This window comes from Butyrivibrio fibrisolvens (assembly GCF_037113525.1).
Classification (GTDB): Bacteria; Bacillota; Clostridia; order Lachnospirales; family Lachnospiraceae; genus Butyrivibrio; species Butyrivibrio fibrisolvens.
This window is the reverse complement of sequence record NZ_CP146964.1, coordinates 117353-139066: the sequence shown is the minus strand read 5'-3', so window position 1 is coordinate 139066 and position 21714 is coordinate 117353. Positions and strand designations below refer to the sequence as shown.

At 39.5% G+C, this 21714-nt stretch carries 16 protein-coding genes; 8 read left to right on the top strand and 8 right to left on the bottom strand.

Annotated features, from left to right (window positions below; translation table 11 throughout):
• The first annotated feature begins 240 nt into the window (after nt 1-240).
• The 3 genes from WAA20_RS20440 to WAA20_RS20430 all read left to right on the top strand — a co-directional run bounded on the left by WAA20_RS20440 (nt 241) and on the right by WAA20_RS20430 (nt 4790).
• Complete coding sequence (locus WAA20_RS20440) at nt 241-843, top strand: ECF transporter S component (protein WP_073386937.1); 603 nt, start codon at nt 241-243, stop codon at nt 841-843.
• A gap of 404 nt (nt 844-1247) precedes the next feature.
• Entirely contained in the window at nt 1248-1853 is a 606-nt protein-coding gene (locus tag WAA20_RS20435) for a 2-dehydropantoate 2-reductase (protein ID WP_073386938.1), read from the top strand.
• Nucleotides 1854-2366: 513 nt separating this feature from the next.
• The gene (locus WAA20_RS20430) at nt 2367-4790 is read left to right on the top strand and encodes a family 43 glycosylhydrolase (protein WP_073386940.1); all 2424 of its coding nucleotides are present in this window, start codon (nt 2367-2369) and stop codon (nt 4788-4790) included.
• A gap of 236 nt (nt 4791-5026) precedes the next feature.
• On the opposite strand, the gene WAA20_RS20425 is transcribed toward WAA20_RS20430, so the two are convergent.
• Nucleotides 5027-6790, bottom strand: a complete 1764-nt coding sequence (locus tag WAA20_RS20425) for an alpha-glucosidase (RefSeq protein ID WP_081373760.1) — start codon at nt 6788-6790, stop codon at nt 5027-5029.
• A gap of 309 nt (nt 6791-7099) precedes the next feature.
• The gene (locus WAA20_RS20420; RefSeq protein ID WP_073386941.1) at nt 7100-8515 is read right to left on the bottom strand and encodes a glycosyltransferase; all 1416 of its coding nucleotides are present in this window, start codon (nt 8513-8515) and stop codon (nt 7100-7102) included.
• Nucleotides 8516-8777: 262 nt separating this feature from the next.
• Here WAA20_RS20420 and WAA20_RS20415 point away from each other — a divergent pair, with 262 nt between their 5' ends.
• On the top strand, nt 8778-9380 hold the full coding sequence (locus WAA20_RS20415; RefSeq protein WP_073386943.1) for an LURP-one-related family protein: 603 nt from the start codon (nt 8778-8780) through the stop codon (nt 9378-9380).
• A 163-nt stretch (nt 9381-9543) separates the two neighbouring features.
• Here the strand turns inward: WAA20_RS20415 and WAA20_RS20410 are convergent, their stop codons facing one another.
• Nucleotides 9544-11064 carry a 4Fe-4S dicluster domain-containing protein gene (locus WAA20_RS20410; RefSeq protein ID WP_073386953.1) on the bottom strand — a complete coding sequence of 507 codons (1521 nt, stop codon included), beginning with the start codon at nt 11062-11064 and terminating at the stop codon, nt 9544-9546.
• 567 nt (nt 11065-11631) lie between these two features.
• Here WAA20_RS20410 and WAA20_RS20405 point away from each other — a divergent pair.
• Entirely contained in the window at nt 11632-12063 is a 432-nt protein-coding gene (locus WAA20_RS20405; RefSeq protein WP_073386944.1) for a DUF3237 family protein, read from the top strand.
• A 289-nt stretch (nt 12064-12352) separates the two neighbouring features.
• Here the strand turns inward: WAA20_RS20405 and WAA20_RS20400 are convergent, their stop codons facing one another.
• A complete protein-coding gene (locus WAA20_RS20400) occupies nt 12353-13642 on the bottom strand; it encodes an IS30 family transposase (protein ID WP_139263702.1) in 1290 nt (429 codons plus the stop codon).
• A gap of 392 nt (nt 13643-14034) precedes the next feature.
• Between WAA20_RS20400 and WAA20_RS21085 the strand changes: the two genes are divergently transcribed.
• Both WAA20_RS21085 and WAA20_RS20395 read left to right on the top strand, forming a co-directional pair.
• A complete protein-coding gene (locus tag WAA20_RS21085; RefSeq protein ID WP_366151405.1) occupies nt 14035-14346 on the top strand; it encodes a helix-turn-helix domain-containing protein in 312 nt (103 codons plus the stop codon).
• The gene (locus WAA20_RS20395) at nt 14343-15347 is read left to right on the top strand and encodes an IS30 family transposase (protein WP_338802795.1); all 1005 of its coding nucleotides are present in this window, start codon (nt 14343-14345) and stop codon (nt 15345-15347) included. The genes WAA20_RS21085 and WAA20_RS20395 overlap by 4 nt, the downstream gene beginning before the upstream one ends.
• 282 nt (nt 15348-15629) lie before the next feature.
• Here the strand turns inward: WAA20_RS20395 and WAA20_RS20390 are convergent, their stop codons facing one another.
• The 4 genes from WAA20_RS20390 to WAA20_RS20375 all read right to left on the bottom strand — a co-directional run bounded on the left by WAA20_RS20390 (nt 15630) and on the right by WAA20_RS20375 (nt 20333).
• The gene (locus WAA20_RS20390; RefSeq protein ID WP_081373937.1) at nt 15630-16658 is read right to left on the bottom strand and encodes a glycosyl hydrolase 53 family protein; all 1029 of its coding nucleotides are present in this window, start codon (nt 16656-16658) and stop codon (nt 15630-15632) included.
• A 68-nt stretch (nt 16659-16726) separates the two neighbouring features.
• Entirely contained in the window at nt 16727-18367 is a 1641-nt protein-coding gene (locus tag WAA20_RS20385) for an ABC transporter substrate-binding protein (RefSeq protein ID WP_073389526.1), read from the bottom strand.
• Nucleotides 18368-18425: 58 nt separating this feature from the next.
• Nucleotides 18426-19397, bottom strand: coding sequence for a carbohydrate ABC transporter permease (locus WAA20_RS20380; protein ID WP_081373936.1), 972 nt, complete (start codon nt 19395-19397; stop codon nt 18426-18428).
• 12 nt (nt 19398-19409) lie between these two features.
• Complete coding sequence (locus tag WAA20_RS20375) at nt 19410-20333, bottom strand: sugar ABC transporter permease (protein ID WP_073389524.1); 924 nt, start codon at nt 20331-20333, stop codon at nt 19410-19412.
• A gap of 149 nt (nt 20334-20482) precedes the next feature.
• Between WAA20_RS20375 and WAA20_RS20370 the strand changes: the two genes are divergently transcribed.
• Complete coding sequence (locus tag WAA20_RS20370; RefSeq protein ID WP_073389522.1) at nt 20483-21547, top strand: AraC family transcriptional regulator; 1065 nt, start codon at nt 20483-20485, stop codon at nt 21545-21547.
• Nucleotides 21548-21714: the final 167 nt, after the last annotated feature.

Below are 21714 nucleotides of genomic sequence, written 5' to 3'. Positions count from 1 at the left end.
GGTATAAAAAAGGTGACGGGTATCCTATAAAAGATACCAGACGCCTTTGTCGGCTCTTCGTGCAAAAAAATTTCATCTATTAATTTGACGCTTTATTATGTGACCTTATCGGTGATTTGTCAAGTATTACAAGACTGTTTTTTATGAGCTTTTTTAGTGAACGTTATAACGTGACATTGAATCTTTAATTTAGTGATGTATAATTAAGCTATGACAAGAATATAGAAAAGAGGGAGAGATATGAAAATCACAACAAAGCAAATCGCAGTAACAGGTATTTTGCTCGCAATTTGTATCGTGAGCCAGTTCTTCAAAAATCTCAGTGTATTTATTACAGGTCCCATAATCAATGCATGCCTCATCATCGCAGTTCTTACTGCAGGACTTGCATGCGGAATCATCCTTAGCATCATCACCCCGATAACAGCCTTCATTATCACAGGAAGCCCCGTTATGTCAGCCGTTCCTGCAATGATCCCAATGGTAATGCTTGGCAACGCCATACTAGTAGTATTTGTATGGTTATTATATAAAAAGATAAATAATAGTATTAATAAGGACATTCGCCTTTGTATGGGCATGATCGTAGGAAGCGTAGTAAAAGCAGCTGTCATGGGCCTCACCATCTCCCTATGGCTCCTTCCCACTTTCCTTCCACAGCCCATGCAGGAAAAAATGCTTCCGGCACTTCAGGCACAATTCTCAACCGTCCAACTCATCACCGCCCTCATCGGAAGCGCCCTTGCCTTCGCTATCTGGCTTCCACTTAGAAAGTATCTATCCGCTACAGACAGCGATTCCGGAAAGAAAGACGATAAAAACTCCGATAGCAGGGTTATTTAAGTATCTAGTTGGTTAAAGGTACCTTTCTGAGAACATTTATCAGAAAGGTACCTTTTTTGTTCCCCAAGCATATAATTTGCATTTTACACATTAAAAACAGTAACTTTGATGATTCCGGAGGGAGGCAGTTTATAAATGATTTTGGTGTCATGAAAAATATATAAAATTCAAGGCATGATATCTGGAGATTTATATTCCCAGGGGTCCGAAACTCGCTTCGCTCAAACATACGGCCCCTAAGCGGGAATATAAATCTCCATCTATCAAGCTCTTGAATTTAATATATTTTTCAAAGACACCAAAATCATTTATAAACTGCCTCCCTCCGGAATCCTTCACAACCTCCCGTCTTAATGGTAAAATCAATGGTGCTATATTTTGGAAATTTTCAGGAGGCGTTTTATTTGAATATCTATATTGATTTTGACGATTGTTTATGTGAGACTGCAAGAGCTCTTTCGAAGCTTGCAGGAGATCTCTTTAATAAAGAAGTTCCATATGAGAATATCCAGTTCTTTAATCTTCAGAAGTCCTTCGACCTTTCAGAAGACGAGTACGAAAAGCTCATGATAGAAGCTCACCTCCCCGAGGTACTCATGACCTATGAAGAGACTCCGGGAGCTTCTAAAACAGTTAATGAATGGCTGGATGAGGGCCATAATGTATCCATTATAACCGGACGCCCATCCAGTGTTTATGAACCATCCCGCAAGTGGCTTGATGAACATGGTCTTGAACGTGTAAAGCTCTTTTGCCTTAACAAATACGGACGGGACAGTTTTATCAAGAATAGTGAGTTTACGCTTGAACTTGAGGATTATTACAAGATGAAATTTGATGTTGCCATAGAAGATTCACCACTGGCTTTCAAATTCTTTGATCATCTGCCGGACCTCAAAGTCATGGTTTTCAATCGCCCATGGAATAAGAATGCAGAACTCCCGAATACCAATTTCCACCGCTGTAGTGATTGGGATTATATTAAAAAACAGGTTGAAGAATTAGCATAAATATTCCTGGTACCTTTATATATTTACGAGTGAAAAGTGAGTAGCTTCTAGATATCTGGAAATATCAGAAGATAGAATAATGGTTTTACTATCGCGAAGCTACAAAAATATCAAACGATATTTGTATATTATTACAATAAAATCAATAGTTTTACTCATATATAGCAATTATAAAGATGAAAATAGCAATAATTGATGAGGAAAATAATTGCTACCACCGTTAGAATCAATCTCAAAGGCAGTGTACAACTGGCTTTGAGATTTTTTTGTTATAAATTAATACTTATGAATAAAAATAAGTTTTAGCTATATTTAGCAGATGCCAGAGTTTTTACATCTGCTTGATATATGGGGTAAATAAAAGGAGAGGAGGTTAATCTGTTTATTTTTTTAGGGGTCATTATTTTAGGAGGAAGAAGTTTGAAAAAATTTCAAACTTCACAAAGTGGTGTCGCGAGCTCCACCACTTCAACCATTAGTCACTCGTTTCACTCGCGACATGAGGTTAAAATAATGAAGCACAAAAAACTATTGCTGCCAATACTCAGTATAATTACGACAGCAACACTGTTACTTGCTCCCGGAGCAGGTGCGTGGGGAGTAAAATCGTATGCAGCTGGAGAAGCTGCAGCCTTTCAGGGAATAACCTTGACTAAAGGTTATAAAGACCTGTCTAATCACAATCCTTGTGTCACACAGAAATTCAGCGCAGATCCCGGTGCAATGGAGTACAACGGAAGAGTTTACGTTTATTGTACTAACGACGGAGATCAGAATCTGCAGAATCCAGCAGAAAATACCTACGGTCAGATCACACATATCAATGTTATGTCATCAGCTGATATGGTCAACTGGACAGATCATGGTTCAATTGACGTAGCAGGACGCGGCGGTGCTGCTTCATGGGCTACTAATTCATGGGCACCCTGTGCATGTCATAAAAAGATCAATGGTCAGGAAAAATTCTTTTTATATTTTGCAAACAGCGGCGGTGGTATAGGCGTTCTTACAGCAGACAGCCCTACAGGTCCATGGAAAGACCCTATAGGAAAAGCCCTTATCACAAGAAGTACACCAAACTGCAGTAATGTAGAATGGCTTTTTGATCCGGCTGTTTTGGTAGATGACGACGGAACAGGATACTTATACTTTGGAGGCGGTGTTCCAAGTGGAAAATCATCTAACCCTCAGACTCACAGAGTTGTAAAGCTTGGAAGTGATATGACAAGCCTTGCAGGCAATCCTGTAACTATTGATGCACCTTGGTCTTTTGAGGACTCTGGTATCAATAAGGTAGGAAATACCTATTACTACACTTATTGTACTAACTGGAACGGCGGCCCTTACGGTAATGCAAGGATCGCATATATGACCAGCAGTAGCCCTATGGGACCTTTCACATATAAGGGAACATGCCTTAATAACCCTGGAGATTTCTTTGGTACAACAGGTAATAACCACCATTCTATCGTTACATTAAATGGTCAGAGCTATATCTTTTACCATGCAGAATGGCTTAATAAGCAGATGTTCGGAAGCCAGAAGGGTTATCGTACAACTCACGTTGATACAATTTCTTTTTCCAATGGCAAAATAAATAATGCCAAGGGTACATTAACAGGTGTAAGTCAGGTAAAGAACCTTGATGCGTTTACAAAGACAAGCGGAGCTACATTTGCATGGCAGGCTGGCGTAAATGTATACGGAACAGGTGATGCAATCGCAGCTTATAGCAGAGGCGACTGGAGTGGTGTATCAGGACTTAATTTTGGAAGTGGTGCAACAAGCGTTAGTTTAAGCGTTGCTTCTAAGAATGGCGGTGTTATCCGCATGACTCAGGATAAGCCTGATGGTAAGGTCCTTGGATATCTCACAATTCCGGCAACAGGTGATAACCTTACATTTACAGATGTTACATGCAGCTTCGATAAGATTAGCGGTGTAAAAAATGTATTTTTCACAATGTCAGATGATATCGTTATTAGCAGCTGGCAGTTTGGAAATGGTACTGCAACACAGGATCCTTCACAGGGAACAACTACAGATAAGCCTGTCAATACTGGAAGCGTAGCTACAATCCAGGATGGCTGGTACTATATCAAGAACGTAAATGCACAGAAGTACCTTCAAGTTACAGGAAATACAGGAAAAGCTGTACAGAACGTTGAGATCGGAACAGGTTCCGGCGTAGATGGACAGAAGTGGTATGTAACTAACACAGGTGATGGTTATATCACTCTTACCAACAAGCTTGGCAATTTTATGCTTGACGTAGCTAACGGAGAAGACGTAGACGGTGCAAACCTCCAGATCTACACTGCATGGGGCGGTGATGCACAGCAGTTTGCAGTAATGACTACATCTACCGACGGCGTATATATCATTGGAACCAAGTCAAGTAACAAGACTAAGGTTGTAGATGTATACGAACATGGCACTAAGGACGGAACTAACGTATGCCAGTGGTCTTATAATGGTAAAACCAACCAGCAGTGGACATTTGAGCCTGTTAGCGGCAATAATGATCAGCCTTCTGATCAGCCATCCGAACAGCCTAAAGAAGAAACCGGTAATCAGACAGGCGGCCAGACGCAAGAGCCTGAAAATACACCTTCTGAGACACCTTCACAGACATCACTTCCTACAGGTGTAACAGCAACATATACTGTTGTAGATAACTGGGGTGGTTCTTTCCACTGTCAGATCGTTATCGAAAATAATTCCGGTAAGACACTTTCTAACTGGACTTTGACATTTGACTATGCTAATAGTATTGATAATCTCTGGAATGCCCAGTTGTCAGGTCAAAGCGGTACTACAGTTACAGTAACAGCTCCAAGCTGGAATGCAGACCTTGCATCAGGCAGTAGCATTACTATAGATTTTATTGCAAGTGGCGATAGCAGCGCAGTTCCTACAAATTTTGCAGTGAAATAAGTCCAAGAATTATTTGCAATAAAATAAGGATTCGGTATAAAACGATTAAAATCGGGGGCTAAAGACATATTTTAGACCTGTATCCTAAAACAAGGTAATAAAAAACAGGGTATCACGATAATCAAACGATCGATGATATCCTGTTTCTTTTGTTATTTACTAAGCATCTATTTAATACAACCTTCGCATATTAAATATAACCTTTGCATTTTAAATACATCTGTTATTATCTAACCTCACTCTTTAGAATTGTTCTGCAAGTGAGGAACTTTTAAATGCGTTAAACCTTCTTTTATAGATTTGAAAAGCCTAACTTCATAGGGGCGTAAATCTGAATATAAATCTATACTATCAGTATCATTGTAATTGGATAGAAGTAGCTCGGCTTCATTAAGATCATATCCTTTCGGAACCTTTAACTTTTCATTATTATCAGAAAAAGAGATCACGATAAGATAACGTTCATCTTTCCATCGTCTTCCATACACATACAGCTTCTTGCTCAAATGGAAATACTCACGATATCTGCCATAAATAAGCCCTTCATGCTCTTTTCTCAAAGAAAGACACTTCCTGTAGAAGTTCAGGATGCTGTCCGGATCCTTGTCTTCAGTCTCTACGTTAACAGTCTTATAGTTATGATTTATATAAAACCATGGCTTATTAGTAGAGAAGCCTGCATATTTTTCAGGAGTCCACTGCATAGGAGTTCTGGAAGAGTCGCGGCTCGACATCTGAATCCTTTTAAGACGCTTTCTTTCAGGCTCGTTAGTATGGAAATTCTTGTAATTGTTGTGAGATGATACGTCAATGTATTTATCTATGGAGCTAAGGCTTATGTTGGTCATGCCGATTTCCTGGCCCTGATAGATAAAAGGTGTGCCCTGCTGGAATATATAGCTCGCCGCAAGGGCAGTTCCGCTTTCTCTCCAGTATTTTTTTTCATTGCCATAACGGCTAATGATACGCGGATGGTCATGATTTTCAAGATAAAGAGCATTCCAGCCTTTACCCAGAAGCCTTGTCTGCCACTTACTAAAGGCGCTCTTAAGCTTTACAAGGTTAAAATCCCTGTGTATATACTCTGTCAGAAAACAATCCGCCATCATATGGTCAAAGTGGAACATCATATCAAGTGTTCGCTCTTTGCCCGTGATATACGAAAGAGCAGTTTCAACTGTAGTCATCGGTGCTTCGCCTATCTGAAGCGCACCATATTCAAGGCAGACATCCCTGAATTCCCTGAGATATTCCTGAATCCTTGGCCCGTCCTTATAAAAAGGCATACCGTTGGCAACAGGAATAAATGGATATCCGTCAGGAAGGTCAGGATGCTTTGATATGAAGGTGATAACGTCCTCTCTAAAGCCGTCAACGCCCATATCAAGCCAGAATCGCATGATCTTCTTAACTTCTTCTCTGACTACGGGATTGTCCATGTTAAGGTCTGGCTGTTTTCTTGCAAAAATATGTAAATAGTATTGGTCTCTCTCCGGTACATATTCCCAGGCTTTGCCTTCAAAAAGTGAATCCCAGTTATTAGGCGGGCGTTTTTCGCCCTTTACGATCTTGGGATCCTTCCAGATGTAGTAGTCGCTGTACTTATTGTCACGGCTCTTTTTACTTTCAAGAAACCAGTTATGTTCATCAGAAGTGTGATTTACAACAAGGTCCATCAAAACCTTAAGTCCCCTGTCATGAGCACCCTTTAAGACCTTACGGAAAAGGTCGAGATCGCCATAATCAGGATGAATGTTGTAATAGTCTGATATATCATAACCAAAGTCAGCATTAGGAGAGGGGTAGAGCGGTGAAAACCAGATTCCGTCTACTCCAAGAGACTTAAGATAGTCAAGCTTATTGTAAACGCCAAGAAGATCGCCAATGCCATCACCATTGCCGTCAGCAAAGCTCCTAATCCATATCTGGTAGAAGGACATGCTTCTGAAGTCTTTGATTATGTTGTTTTTGACTATATCATTTGTATTATTATTTTCCAAAATGATTTTCGTCCCCCATATTATTTAGATCAGGTTTATTATCAGAAATAAATAAAATTCGACTACTAATATATATGACGTAAGGGTCAAAAGTCATTTCGATTCGAGCTTGCTCGAAATCGAATATGAATTTATGACCCGCAAAACATGAGCAAAGTAGCACGTAGTGCGGATTTGCGAATGTTTTAGGATTGTGAGAGTTTCGAAGAAACGGAACAATCCGTTAGTCATAAGGTGTCAAAAGGAACTTTTGACACCTACCTCATATATATTCTTATAGCCTCGAAATAGAAAGCAGTCTTTATGGATTTAGTGCCAATCCTTAGATCCAATATCTAATTCAGAAATAAACTTGTCATATGAATTGTAAAACTTTTCAATAGCATCATTAACCTTGTTGGTTGAGTTTATTGAAAAGTTCTTAACCCCGTGATAAAGTCCGTGGGAAAAGTCCTTAATATCATCCTGAATATCAAAAGGGAAACGCGTCAGGGCATCCTTGTATGGTTCAAGAAGAGAATAGTAATCTTCAAGTCTTGCAGTAAGCTTTCTGTGATCTTCAAGCTTGCCGGCAGCCTTTAGTTCCAGAACTTCTCCGTAACGCTCGTAAGCCATATGTACACTGTCTTCCCAGGATATGTATATCTCATCCATTGCATGCTGACCCACATCATGGACAGCATCCATGTCCTTGCAGACTCTTTGGATAAGGTCTGCCATAGACTGAGCGTTTTCTTCAATGATATAACCATTTCGTCCGTCAGTTACGCCTTCTGAAGCACAGGAGTCTTTTATCAGAACGCTCGCAAGGCCGCAGGCTGCAGCCTCTCTTACGACAAGACCGTTAGTATCATAAACAGACGGGAACAGGAAAAGGTCTGCCCTTGTGTTCCACGCTTTAAGTACATTTCTATCATATATAGGACCTGTGAAAATGACTTTTTTCCCAAGGTTCTTAGCTCTTTCTTTTAGTTCATCAGCATCTGGTCCGCTTCCAACAAATACCATTCTGAAGTCCATTCCTGCCTTATCAAGAAGCTCGCAGGCATCAAGGATTATAGGAAGCCCCTTGTATTTGATGATCCTTCCAACGTAGATAAATACAGGAACGTTGTCCGGAATATCATAGTCCTTGGTTGCCTCAACTATCTCGGCTTCAGAAGCTCTTCCTTTGGCAAAATCAACACCGTTGTTCATAACGCGGTATTCGCCTTCGTAGCCAAGAGACTTAAGGTTTTCTCCGGCGCCCTTACTTACTACCCAAACATCATCACAGGCTTCGATATTCTTAACAAGGACGTTTATAGCTTCTTTCTGAACAAGTTCAGCTTTTACAGCACGCGCTATATCTACATCAAATTTAGTATGATATGTAAAAACAATAGGAGCCCCTGTTTCGCGGCGAAGAAGCCTTGCAAGAACAGTAGAAGATACAGGGCAGTGAGAGTGGATGATATCAGGATTATAATCCTTCATATCCTGGAATTCCCTTATGGCAAAAGGATTACCCGCTCTGTATCCTTTGATTATCTCGGTTGTATCAAAGCTCTGATACGGAATTACAAGATACGGATACTGATAGTAGTTAGTGTTTGGGTACTTGGGAGTCGCGACCATAACGCTATTACCCTCCATTTCGTGGAGGATACTTGCATAATTCATGACTACATTAGCTACACCATCAATTACAGGTGGAAAAGAATCGTTCAAAAGACTGATTTTCATGTATATTTATTCCTTTTCAATATTGCTGAAAACAATAATCATATTTATACTGTAATAAAGATTTTTTGAGTATATTTTTTTGCTAAAGATTCAAAGTCGCTTAAATCTATAGGTGAATTCTAAGATAAGATATTTGCAAATCTTCATAATTATTGTGAACTACACAAAGAGAAATTGCAAATATACTTATCTTAAGCCTGATAGAAATTTAGTTCTTTGTTTCGCTTGATTCAGTTTTTATTAGTAAATGGGAGGTATTTAGATGGGAGTTTTTTCTAAGGTTCATCGTTATCGCGATGCAGGGCAGGAAGCCAACGTCAACAATGTTGCAAACTTCGGAACCCCTGCCAAGTCATTATTCACAAGCACAAAAGTTTTCACGCTTCATCACAAGATCGATATCACTGACAATATGGAGAATGTAGTGTATCGTGCCCAGAGCAAGTTCTTTTCACTACATGATAAGACAGATATATTTGATTCTGCTGATAGAAGGATTGCTCATGTTGAGAAAAAAATCTTCTCACTCCATGAAAGACATTACATAACCATGGAAGATGGGACCTACTTCGAGCTTTCAAACGAGATATTCCATATAATCAAGGACATCACTAACATTGAAGGCCTTGGATGGCAGCTTAGAGGCAATATCCTTGGACTTAATTTCGAGATCTATGATGGAAATGGGGAAGTAGTAGCTGTTATTTCACAAAAAATGCTTTCTATACATGATAAGTACTGCGTAGATATATACAAAACAGAGTATGAGAAGATCATAGTTGCGATCCTTGTTACACTTCAGCATATGATCAAAGACAGGGCATCCGCAGCTTCTGCATCATCGTCTTCATCTTCATCCAGCTAAGATAATCAATCTAAGATATTATGAAAATTCGCCGGAAGTGAACATGTTCATTTCCGGCGAATTTTTATTATTTTTATTCGATGTAACGTAAAGCTATTGTATCATTTTAATTCATTACTTACCCGAAGCTACTTCAGATTCCTTATATATATATTTCTGAAATTTAATCCCTTTCAGCCAGCTCTTCCAACCACTCCTCATATGTACTCTCATAAGAGTGAGCCTTACTAGACTGTTTCTGATTCTGAAGAATAGCAGCTTTGGACTTGGCAATAGGCATTACGGTTCCGGCACCGCCTATACAGCCGCCCGGACAAGCCATACCTTCAAGAAGGTAGCCGTCGTATTTGCCTGCTTTAGCAAGAGCAAGCATCTTCTTACAGTTATCAAGACCTTCAGCTTTTTCAACCTTAACGTCTCTATCAGGATATCTTTCTTTAATAACATTTGCTACGGCATTTGCTACGCCGCCGCTGATGGCAAAGGCTCTACCGTCTCCGGATCCGCCATGCATTGTATTATGAGTCTCGAATTCAGCAAAGTTAACGCCTTTAGCCTCGAACATACCCATAACTTCCTCGAAAGTAAGAACAAAGTCTACATCGCTTCGAACTGACTTTCTACTTGCTTCAAGCTTTTTAGCTGCGCAAGGTCCGATAAAAGCAACTTTGCAGTCAGGATGCTGCTGTTTGAGAAGTCTTCCTGTAAGAACCATAGGTGTAAGTGCCATGGATATGCATTTTGCCTGTTCCGGGAATTCCTTCTTAGCCATTACTGACCATGCAGGACAGCAGGATGTTCCCATGAATGGAAGCTTTTCAGGAACTTCTTTTATAAAGTCATCAGCTTCCTGAAGTGTACAAAGGTCAGCACCTATAGCAACTTCTACAGCATCTGTAAATCCCAGAGCCCTGAATGCATAGCGCATTTTATCAAGAGTAAGGTCAGGTCCAAACTGGCCTACGATAGCAGGAGCAATAGCTGCGTATACAGGAGTATCGCTCTTAATAGCCTGAATTACCTGGAATATCTGAGCTTTATCTGCGATAGCACCAAATGGACAGTTTGCAAGGCACATTCCGCAGCTTACGCACTTATCATAATCGATCTCTGCTCGTCCAAGATCATCAGATTTAATGGCCTTAACGCCGCAAGCCTTAGCACAAGGTCTTTCTACACGGATGATAGCATTATAAGGGCAAACTTCTATACATCTGCCGCACTTAATACATTTTTCCTGATCGATAACAGATTTACCGTGATCAAATTTGATAGCATCACGAGGACAAACCTCATGACATGGATGTGCGAGACAAGCCTGACACTGGTTACTTACGGTAACTACGTTGTCAGGGCATTTGTTACAAGCGAATTTAATGATGTTGATAAGAGGTGGCTGATAATACTTCTCAGGCTTAACGCATTCTTCAGCTCCTGTGGATACAGGTGCATGCTCAGCAGCGCTTCTAAGAGATAAGCCCATGGCAAGACGCATTCTCTCTTTAACAATAGCTCTTTCAAGAAAGACACTTTCTCTGTACTTGGATTCCTCGCCAGGAATGATACGGTATGGAATCATTTCCATCTCTGAAAGATCGCCATCCTTATAGTTGTAGGACAGCTTAGCGACTTCCGCAAACACACGCTTACGAATATCGTTTACCGACGTATAGATGCCACGAATACTCATATAAATCTCCTTATTATTAAAATGTTTGAACTACATTGCCATATAGCCTTCTTCTAGTGATTATCGAACAAAAAGCCTATTAAATTTAGACATAGTCAGCCACTATTTAATATTACACACTACTATTATATACTGTATTATGATAATTTTGTGCAAAAATTCGTTAAAACCTTAAAATATTAGATTTGAGGTAAAAATTTACTTAAAAAATATCAATTATTCTATTGAGATATTTTTCTTATGCAGTAAATCCGAATTGAATTATATACTAAAAAAGAAGTTTAAAGCAATTATTTAAATCGTTCAAATCCAGATTGGAACTAAAGTTGACACTGTTCTTTGCACAAATATATAATGTCTGTATTACATGACTTTTGGAACGAAGTGACAAAAAGTCATACATTTTTGAATCATAGATTCAAAAATGCAGCAATAGAGCCAATGGAGTTCGACTTCGTCGAAGGCTCTATTGCCAACCGATTCATTGAATCACGAAACACGCAGTAAATGCGCGTTTCTGTAATTTACATTCAAGAAGTCATACATAATGGGGGAAAATCATTGACTAATTTACTTGAAAATGCTCAGTCGGGCACAGAAATTCTCACAATCGACGTAATTCTCACAGAATTTAATGAAGTTAAGGGGCACAGCGGCGATGCCTGCATGATTCTTTTTAACGGCTATTGTCACTGTGATATTTTTAATGGTGATATCCTTAATGGCGGCGTTGATACACAAAAGCAGGATGTCGGAAGCGACTTCAGATCTTTATCTGCAAGATATATACTTCAGGGAAAAGACTTCGAAGGTAAGGATTGCAGAATCTTCATAGAGAATAATGGCGTTAATAAAGGTGGAGACTTTGTAACAACTCCTAAGATCCTTACAGACAGTGAAGCTCTTAAGGTTCTTGAAAATATGGAGCTTGTCGGAAGTATCGGCGGAACAGATGAGGAAGGACATATCCAGATTCATATCAAAGTTAAATAAGCTAGCTAAAATTTCAAGGTCAACGCAACAAATTCTGATATAAATGATTCTTATACTAAAAGCAACGAAAACCAGTGTTTATCGGATATTGGTTCTCGTTGTTTTTATTTATATCATCGATTATTCTCAATTATAGACATCACAAAAAGATGTCTGGCATCTAAATTCTCACACTAAATGCAACACATCAATCTAGTATTATTATTTGTTGCATTTCGAATGAGACGTGACATATGATAATCAAAAGAGTCCATTTATTAGCTGGAACTAATAGATGGATACGGATGAACTATCTACGCTGTCTTTTGATGAGCGCAGGCTTGAGAAAAACTTCATCCGGCTTTATTTCAACAAGCTTCATGATTTCATGGAGCCTGTTGTCAATTAATACTTTTGATAACTGATACGGCGTTTTTCCATGATATTTATCACGTGCGAGGCTATTTATGTGATTGGTTATCAGAGTGATATCGGCCTGAGTCAAATCATCAAAGGAAGTGCCTTTAGGAACGATATACCTTATGAATTCGTGGTTCTTTTCCAGTGCACCTTTCTGCCAGGCACATTGTGGATCACAATAGAACAGCTTTGTTTTGATTTCCCCATATCGGTCGCATTCAATTGCTTCAGGATTTAAGAATTCCGTTCCACGATCCGTTAGTATGACAGGGAATAACTGTTTAAATAACTCTATTCCTAGTTCATCACAAAGCCAGTTTAATGCATAGATAACCTCCTTCTGAGTCTTTTGCTTCAAAAGGAAAACAAGCATGAGATTGCATGATCTGAACAGGAGAGTAAGTAATACTTTGCTGGTAGATATTGGCCCAACAACGGTATCCATTTCAACAACCTCCGTATCAGGGTTCTGTTCCATATATTTCTTGAAGCGTTCATAGCTTCTAGATAAAACCATAAGCTTTTCTTCTTTGGTCAGCTTATTACCATTTGAAGTCTTACGCGCCTTATATTTGACTCGTCTAGGCAAATCAATATTTCTTGCCGTAAGTACGGAATCATTTAAATATCTGTAAACAGTACTTCGGCTGCAGCCAATTTCATCAGCGTGATTGGCAAATATATGAGAAAGAGACTGGCCTTTTCTTATGAGAGGGGAGATAATATCATCCAATAACTGGAGAGACTCGGGATCCTGATTAATTCCTTCCCTAGTGCTTATCAGTATGTCCTGATACGAATTATGGGCATATGAAGCATAGTAATAATATCTGTCATAGTTACAAGAAGGAGCTTTAATGCATCCATTACATACATGCGGTGATTTGCTAAGCCTTTCACACTCATTTGGAAAATATTCAGGACATATATCTTTGCATGCATGACAATTTCTGCAGGGGCTGCTACATCGCTTGTTATTGCATAAGCCAAACACTACGCAGTCTTTTTTTCGTACACAGGGTGGCTTTGCACCTGGGTAACGCTTGCCTTTGTAAGCTCTACGTTTAGTTATTTCCCGAATAACTGTAGAACGAGCTTTGCCTATTTTTTTGGAAATTGCACTGGGAGAAAGATTATTATCAAGACCTTCTTGGATGGATACACGGTCATCTAATGTCATATGAGACATTTTCTTCACCTGCCTTTCATATAATCTAGATCATCATATGAACACCAAGGACCATCATCCGAAATACATATTTATCATAAGAATAAAAGAAATCCTACAGTAAATGCAACAGTAGTTCTTTTTGTTGCGTTTACTGTAGGATTGTTGCGTTTAAAATAGAATATTAGTAGTTAAATAAGCTAATACTTTAACTTTTCGTTAAAGCTGCGTTTTGCGAATAGTTAAATATCATGGACTACTCCCTGATAATTGAATCTCCTAGTGCACTATTGCAGGACTTAATGCACACATATGCAGTTACCTTTGCATTATGTGTGTTTTTTATGTGATAATTTGCCTATGTCCTGCAGGTTGATTACTTTCTTTATGGGAGGTAGTCAACAATGTCGCAATATAAACACCTTACATTCCAAGAACGCATTTGTATTGAGGAGTTACTTGAAAAAAAGTTTTCTATCAATATGATTGCAAAGAAACTCAAGAAATCAAGATCAACTATTGCAAGGGAAATTCAGAGAAATCGATATCAGGTATCTGAAGCTCGATCAAAGATCCATCTATGTATACATGAAAAAAGCTGCGAACGTACACATGTATNNGTGGTGATGAATCATGTAACAGAACATGCGCTCATTGTGTTGGGATTTGTCATACAGATAAATGTAAAGATTTTACCCCACAACAGTGTCATTTGATAGTCAACTCACCTTTTGTTTGTAATGGCTGTGACAGGCTTGATATAGGTATTGGTCATGACGCATGTCGCTATATTAAGTTCAAGTATCATGCCAAACGTGCCCAGCTTTTATACGAGGATACTCTAAAGAATTCTCGTACAGGAATATCTTATTCTCCTTCTGAACTCGCAGATATCGACAATCTGGTATCTCCTCTTCTGCTTAACGGGCAATCCATATCCACCGTATTCTATAATCATGCAAATGAGCTACCATGCTGCGAAAGGACACTCTATAACCTGGTTAACGGATGCTATCTTACAGCTAGAAACATTGACTTACCAAGAAAGGTCAAATTTAAAACCAGATATAAGCATGGAAACGGTCGAAATCATGATATTTTTACCTTTGANNGAACATATGCTGATTTCAAGAGCTTTATAGCAGAAAATCCAGATGTACCAATCTGTGAAATGGATACAGTGATTGGAACCAATGAGAAAGGCTCCGTTCTACTTACATTGATGTTAAGGAATTGCCACCTGATGATTGCCTTATTGCTTCCAAACAAGTCTCAGGCAAGCGTTATCAATGCGTTAAACGATCTATGTGATCAGGTAGGAATAGATGTATTTAAAAAGATATTCGGGGTCATAATCACAGACAGAGGCACAGAATTCTCTAATCCTTTAGCTTTGGAATGTGATCGATATGGGGAAATCAAAACAAAAGTATACTATTGCGATTCTTATTGTTCCTGGCAGAAAGGAATGATCGAGAAAAACCATGAGTTCATCAGATATGTTATACCCAAAGGGACAAGCTTTTCCGGACTGACCCAAGCGGATATAACACTCATGATGAACCACATCAACAATTATCCAAGAGCTTCGTTAAACAACTGTACGCCATTCGCACTGGCGGAAATGCTAGTTGATAAGAAGCTCCTGGAAACGCTCCATTATCACAAAATCATGCCGGATAGCGTGATATTGAAGCCTTCATTGTTAAAAAAGTAATTCACTAAAAATTATAACAGAAAAATCAATCTGCAGGACTAAGTGCATATTTTCTTTAAAACATCGAGAAGTGACCGCTTAGTTATGCAAAAAAATGGTCAGTTCTCTGATTATAATGTCCAAAAATAAAAAAAGCCGCATAAAACCTGACATTAATAAGTACTACAAACTCAGATTTTATGCGGTAACCTTTACATTTATACTTAGATCAAAAAAATGTGCACCTAAATTTTCAAATGACGTTCAATTATCATTTGCGTAGTTCACACATGACGATCATATTTATGCATCCTTATATGCAGACAGTGCTTCCGTTAGCTGAAGGGTATAATTCTTAGCGAGTTTTGATGCTCCAAGCGGATACGCATCAGGAAGGACTTCTGAACATACTTCCGGTTCCCAGTAGAATATCCCAAGCCCCTCACCCTCAGGCACACGCTTTAGCATTCTTATTGTGTCCCCGATAAGCTGCCTTGTTTCTTTCTCTTCGTATTCAGGACCACCTATCTCAGCAATCATGACAGGCTTATGGAATCTGTTTCTGTACATATCCAAGCACCTTGTCCAATTGTCTATGCTTGAATCAACATTTTCTTCCGGAGTTTCTTTGTTTATGAGATCGCACCAGTAAGGATAATCGGAAAAACCAAGAACATCAGTCATCCCACCATTTTCAAAGAAGTTTTCCAAAAACGGCATTACCCAGTTTGGATGTTGACCGCTTGCCAGATGAAGAACAACCTTGCAGTCTGGGAATACATTCTTTACAGCGAGGTAGCCGCTGTTTATATACTCAACAAGCTGGAACGGGTGATTTTCTAAATCTCCCATGGGGTGCATCATTCCGGGGTTTATTTCATTGCCCACCTGAACCCACTCAGGGTATATATCCTGCTCTTTCATGATCCCAAGAACATATTCTGTATGCTCACTTACCTTTTGGCAAAGATCTTCATGAGACAGACCTTCCCATTCTTTAGGAATGTACTGTTTCTTTGGATCCGCAAATTCATCAGAATAATGAAAGTCCAGCATTATCCGCATACCTGCCTGCTTTGCCCTCTTTGCTGCCTCCACTACTCTTTTGGCATCGCAGTACCCCAGCATTACCATTGTACCGTCTTTTTCTTCTACAAAGCTTTTCTCAGGAGGGTTTACAAATATCCTGAATCTCACTGAATCTGCCCCTTTCTCTTTGACCGCTTCAAGGCATGATACCGTCTTTCCTTTTTCATTTATCCATTTAAAGCCCATGTCCTCAAGCTGTGTCATCCAGCCAAGGTCTGCTCCATATGCAAACTTAGTTTTCATCACGCATAATCCCTTATGTTTTATATTTGGAAAAGCCGCATCTAACAGCGGCTTTTCCCATTTTTATCTTATCTTGTTGCTTTCCATGCCTCGTACTGAGCATCAAATTCATCAAGAACATTCTGCAGTCCGGAGTCATAGCATTCCTTGATCATCTTTTCTATTGTGGCATCAACGTCATCTACAAGCCCAAGCTCAAGCATTGGAACGTAATCCTTAAGTACTGTGCCTACCGCAGCTTTATAATCTGCCACATTTGAATCGTCAAAAACAAATGTTACTGTAGGATTACTTACTACTCTCTCTTCCCAGCTGTCAGTTACTTCTGTTGCTCTTGGGTCTTCGCCAGCTTCTTTAAGGTCTCCATTTTTGATAGCCCATGATGCAGATATTGCATATGCTGGAAAGTCGCCTGCCTTATCTGTTTCTGTATACTCTCCGGCGTCATTTACAGTATAGTGCTCGCCTTCAACACCAAGTATCCAGAGATGATTTATATATGTATCGCACTTTAAAATATCAAGTACCATAGCAGCTCTTGCAGGGTCAGCACTTCCTGCAGCTATTGCCATGTCATTATTTGAATAATTCTCACAGCCCACAAGGTTGTTCTTTGTAAGATCATATGCTGCTCCTACAACGCCATCTGTCTGCTCTGCCTGCTCGATGTAGGTAAATACTGATGTATTCCATGCGATTGACGCGCCCTGAAGATTTCCGAATGCATCATCATCTGTAACCGTATTTGTAAGTGCACTTCTGCTCCATGCCCCAGCATCTGCAAGTTCTTTCATATCTTTTGCATATTCTTTGAAAAGATCTGTCTCATAAACAAGCTTTATATCTGAAGCATCAGGTAATTCACCTTTTTTATAATTGTAGATAAGATCAAAGTAATCACTGTCCAGAGCAAGGAATGTATCCTCCTGCTGTCTGTAAACATCCCAAAGCTCGTTATTGTCACCGGCAGCTGCAAGAGCATAGATACCGCTTTCAGGTGTCTCTTTTTCAGCGATGGTCTTTACAAAATTCATATAGTCGTTCCAGTTATTAAGAGAACTGATTCCATATTTATCTGCAAGATCCTGTCTTATAGCAACAATCTTTCCCATTGGAGAAGCCTGGTTTGACGGAACAGCTATCATCTGACCTGAAATAGTAGTTTCATCCCAGCTTTCCGGTGCCTGATATTTATTTGTAAGTGGCATGTTCTTTGCTACAAAGGCATTATCAAGAACATAGAAAGATCCCTTTGCAGCTTCCGTATACATAAAGCACCATGGTGCAGTAAAGATAAGGTCAACCTGCCCGCCTGTAAGTGTAAGTGAATACATCTGCTGATAATCTGACCAGCTTAAAAAACTCACCTCAACATCAGTATTAAATGGCTCAAGATACTCATTTGTTTTAGCAAGGACATCACTCCAAGCTGTAGGAGTATCTCCTATGAGTGTGATGTTTACAGTCTTATGCTTAGACAGATCCACATCTTTATACATTTCTGGTGTAGCTTTTACGATACCTTCTCCTATAGCCGCAGGGAGCCCTTCAAGTGACACAGCCCCTGCCGTTGCTGTTGCTTCATCAGCAATGACTGTATCCCCTGTGTTTGCTCCGGACTGCGCATTGCCTGCTGCTGAGCCACATCCTGCAAGGATGTTAGCTGTCATTGCCATACTCAGCACAATTGATAATACCTTCTTTTTCATTAGAATATCCTCCTTTTATTCTCTATTACTCTCCCCGGTTACACTCAGTTTCGTAATATCAGCCTTTAACAGCTCCGATGGTAAGTCCTTTGACAAAATATCTCTGCACAAACGGATAAAGAAGTACTATTGGTCCTGTCGCAATTATGGTCATTGCCATTTTCATTCCCTCAAGTGGAATTGAAGGAAGCGCAATACCTGATTTTTCAGCAACAATCCTCATCGCTTCTGCGCTTCCAAGGATTCTCTGAAGGTAATACTGCAATGTAAACATATCCTCATTTGTCACAAACAGCATGCAGTTGTACCAATCGTTCCAGTATGCCAGTGCTGCAAAAAGAGAAAGCGTTGCGATAAGGGGCTTACTTAGTGGCAATATAAGTTTTGCAAATATGGTTATGTCATTTGCACCATCTATCTTTGCGGATTCCGAAATCTCTGCAGGAATTCCTGTCATAAATGATTTTGCAATGATCATGTTCCACACGGAGAACATCAGCGGAAGGATAAGCCCCACAATACTGTTCTTGAAATTAAGATAACGTGTGCACATCAGGTACCATGGCACGAGGCCACCATTAAACAATGTTGTGAAGAAGAAGAAAAACGAAAACTGGTTTCTCCACGGAAAATCCTTTCTGCTAAGTACATATCCCGTCATCGTAGCAAGCATCACAGAAAGAAAAGTTCCTATTACCGTAACGCTTATTGTCATCCCATATGCCTTAAGAATCGCTGTAGGATTCTTTAAACACAATGCGTAGCTCTGCAAGCTAAGTTCTGAAAGCCTTGGCAAAATAGGATATCCATCTCTTATCAGTGAGGTTTCACTGGTAAATGACGCAACTATTATCAGGTAGAAAGGGATCACACATATAAGTGCGAATATTCCTACTGCAATTGCCCCCACAATATTTACTGAGAGCTGATCGCTGCTTATTTTCTTTTTCTTTCTTATCACTGTCTTATCAGACAGTTTCTGTTCTTCATTTATTGTGCCTTCGGTAAGGCTGATGGTTTCAGCAGACATTTATTACCTCCCTTAATAAAGTGCATAATCCGGATTGGCTTTTTTCACCAGCTTATTGCATACCATAATCGTGATAAAGCAAAGAACTGACTGGTACAGTCCAGCCGCTGCAGACACTCCTACATTTCCATTGTCTATGAGCAACCGGAAGACATAGGTGTCGATAACATCAGTCATCGGCTGAAGGAGTGCGCTGCTCTTTACGGTCTGGTAGAACAACCCGAAATCACCGCGGAAGATGTTTCCGATACCAAGAAGTACCAGGATCATCATCGTGGGACGGAGGGAAGGAATTGTAAGGTATTTGATCTTCTGCCATGCAGAAGCACCATCGATTGATGCAGCTTCAAACATTTCCTGATCCATTCCTGTAATTGCTGCGAGATATACTACTGATCCATATCCTGTCTGCTTCCACAGCTTAAGGAATATCAGGACAAAGGGCCATGCCCCCGGCGTGTTATAAATGTCAAAAGGCGTTCCTCCAAAAGATGTTACGATATTGTTGAATACGCCGCGCTCGTAGTTAAAGACGTTATAGATTATTGCTCCTGCCACAACCCAGCTGATGAAGTATGGAAGAAACATAAGGGACTGCACCGTCTTCTTAAACAGTTTGTTGATGATCTCATTCAGAAGGATGGCGCTTCCCATTTCGAATACAACTCCAAAAAAGATGAATGCTACATTGTACAAAAGCGTGTTCCTTGTTACCTGCAGAAGTTTTCCTGATATAAAGAGTGCCTTGAAATTACTCAGCCCATTCCATGGTGAAAAGTATATGCCCCCATTATATTGATACTTCTTAAACGCCATAACTATGCCAGTCATTGGGATGTAGCTGAAAACTATGACATATATGAGTGCCGGTAAAAGCATCAGCAATAACATCCAATGCCGTTTCAGATTCTTAATCAGATATTCTCCTCTCCCCATGGTCAAACTCCTCCTAAATTCAGTAATATCAGCGTTTCAAGCTCTTTGATATGTTTTGATTTTATCGTTCGTCAAAAGGACAAACAATGACACGAAACGACTTTGGTGGTAAAATTTGTAACATATATGGGAATGATTAGGAGACAATTATGTTAAGAGAAGTATCCAAAGACTATATAACAAGTGCAAAACCAAACGCGTCATTCAGCATAAATACTGGCAGCGATTCAAACTATTATCAGTTAAAGCTGCCCTACCAGATCACATATGAATTCTGTAGCGGTACCGAAGAAGATGATTATATGAACTCAATAACATTTTCAGAAGATGAATCCTTTTACGCCAGGGATTCTTTTCAAGGCCATGACAAAGCATTTCATGATCATCCCCTTCATTTCCACGATTATTACGAAATCATGATAGTTCTGAGTGGAACTGTGACGCAGCGCATAGAAGATATAGACTACAAATACCCTGCCGGCACATGCTGTCTCATAAATAGAGGCATACGACATGCAGAAAATTTTGATACAGAGTCAAGCATCCTGTTCGTAGGACTGTCAACCAGTATGATTGGTGAACTGTTAACGGTTGCAGAACACTCTTCTTTTCATTCTGAAAAGGATTTTATGAAGAGCAACCTATACAGTTTTATCATTTCAGATCTCGATAATCCTGATCGGAAAGCATATCTGGATATGATACCCGCTTTCGCAAAGGCTACCGGCTTTGAGCAGTTAAAGAATCTTTCAACCGAAATGCTGAACACAATGATGTTTCCTCACTTTGGATCTTCATATAAGATGAGAAGCCTGTTATCTGAACTGCTTTACTTTATTTCAAGCACAGACAATTACCACTGCACCGAAGTAGAAATGGGTATGGGAAATGATCAGCTCCTGTTTAGCCGTGTCGAACACCTTATGACGGAAAGAAATGGACGAGTAACCCGTTCAGAGCTTGAGAAAGTACTTAATTACAGCGGAGATTACCTTAATAGAATAGTGAATAAATTTACAGGTATGTGCCTTTACGACTATGGAATGACCTTCTGCTTGCGAAAAGCAGCAATGGATCTTGTAAACACAAAGGAATCCATCTCTTCAATTGCACAGAACCTGCAATTCTCCAACCGGACACATTTTTACTCTCTATTCGAAAAACAGTATCATATGACTCCAAAGGAATACCGGGCAAAACATATTTCACCATAAAACAAAGAGGTCTTACCATTGTAATCATAATGGTAAGACCGGTATATTTTTTCCAATAATTATGTTCCGATATAACCGATGATATGCTTTTTCTGCACATATAACAAAATACTGTTTTACTCGAAAAAAGCAAATAAATATTCAGTCCTTCTTTTCTTTAAACTGTA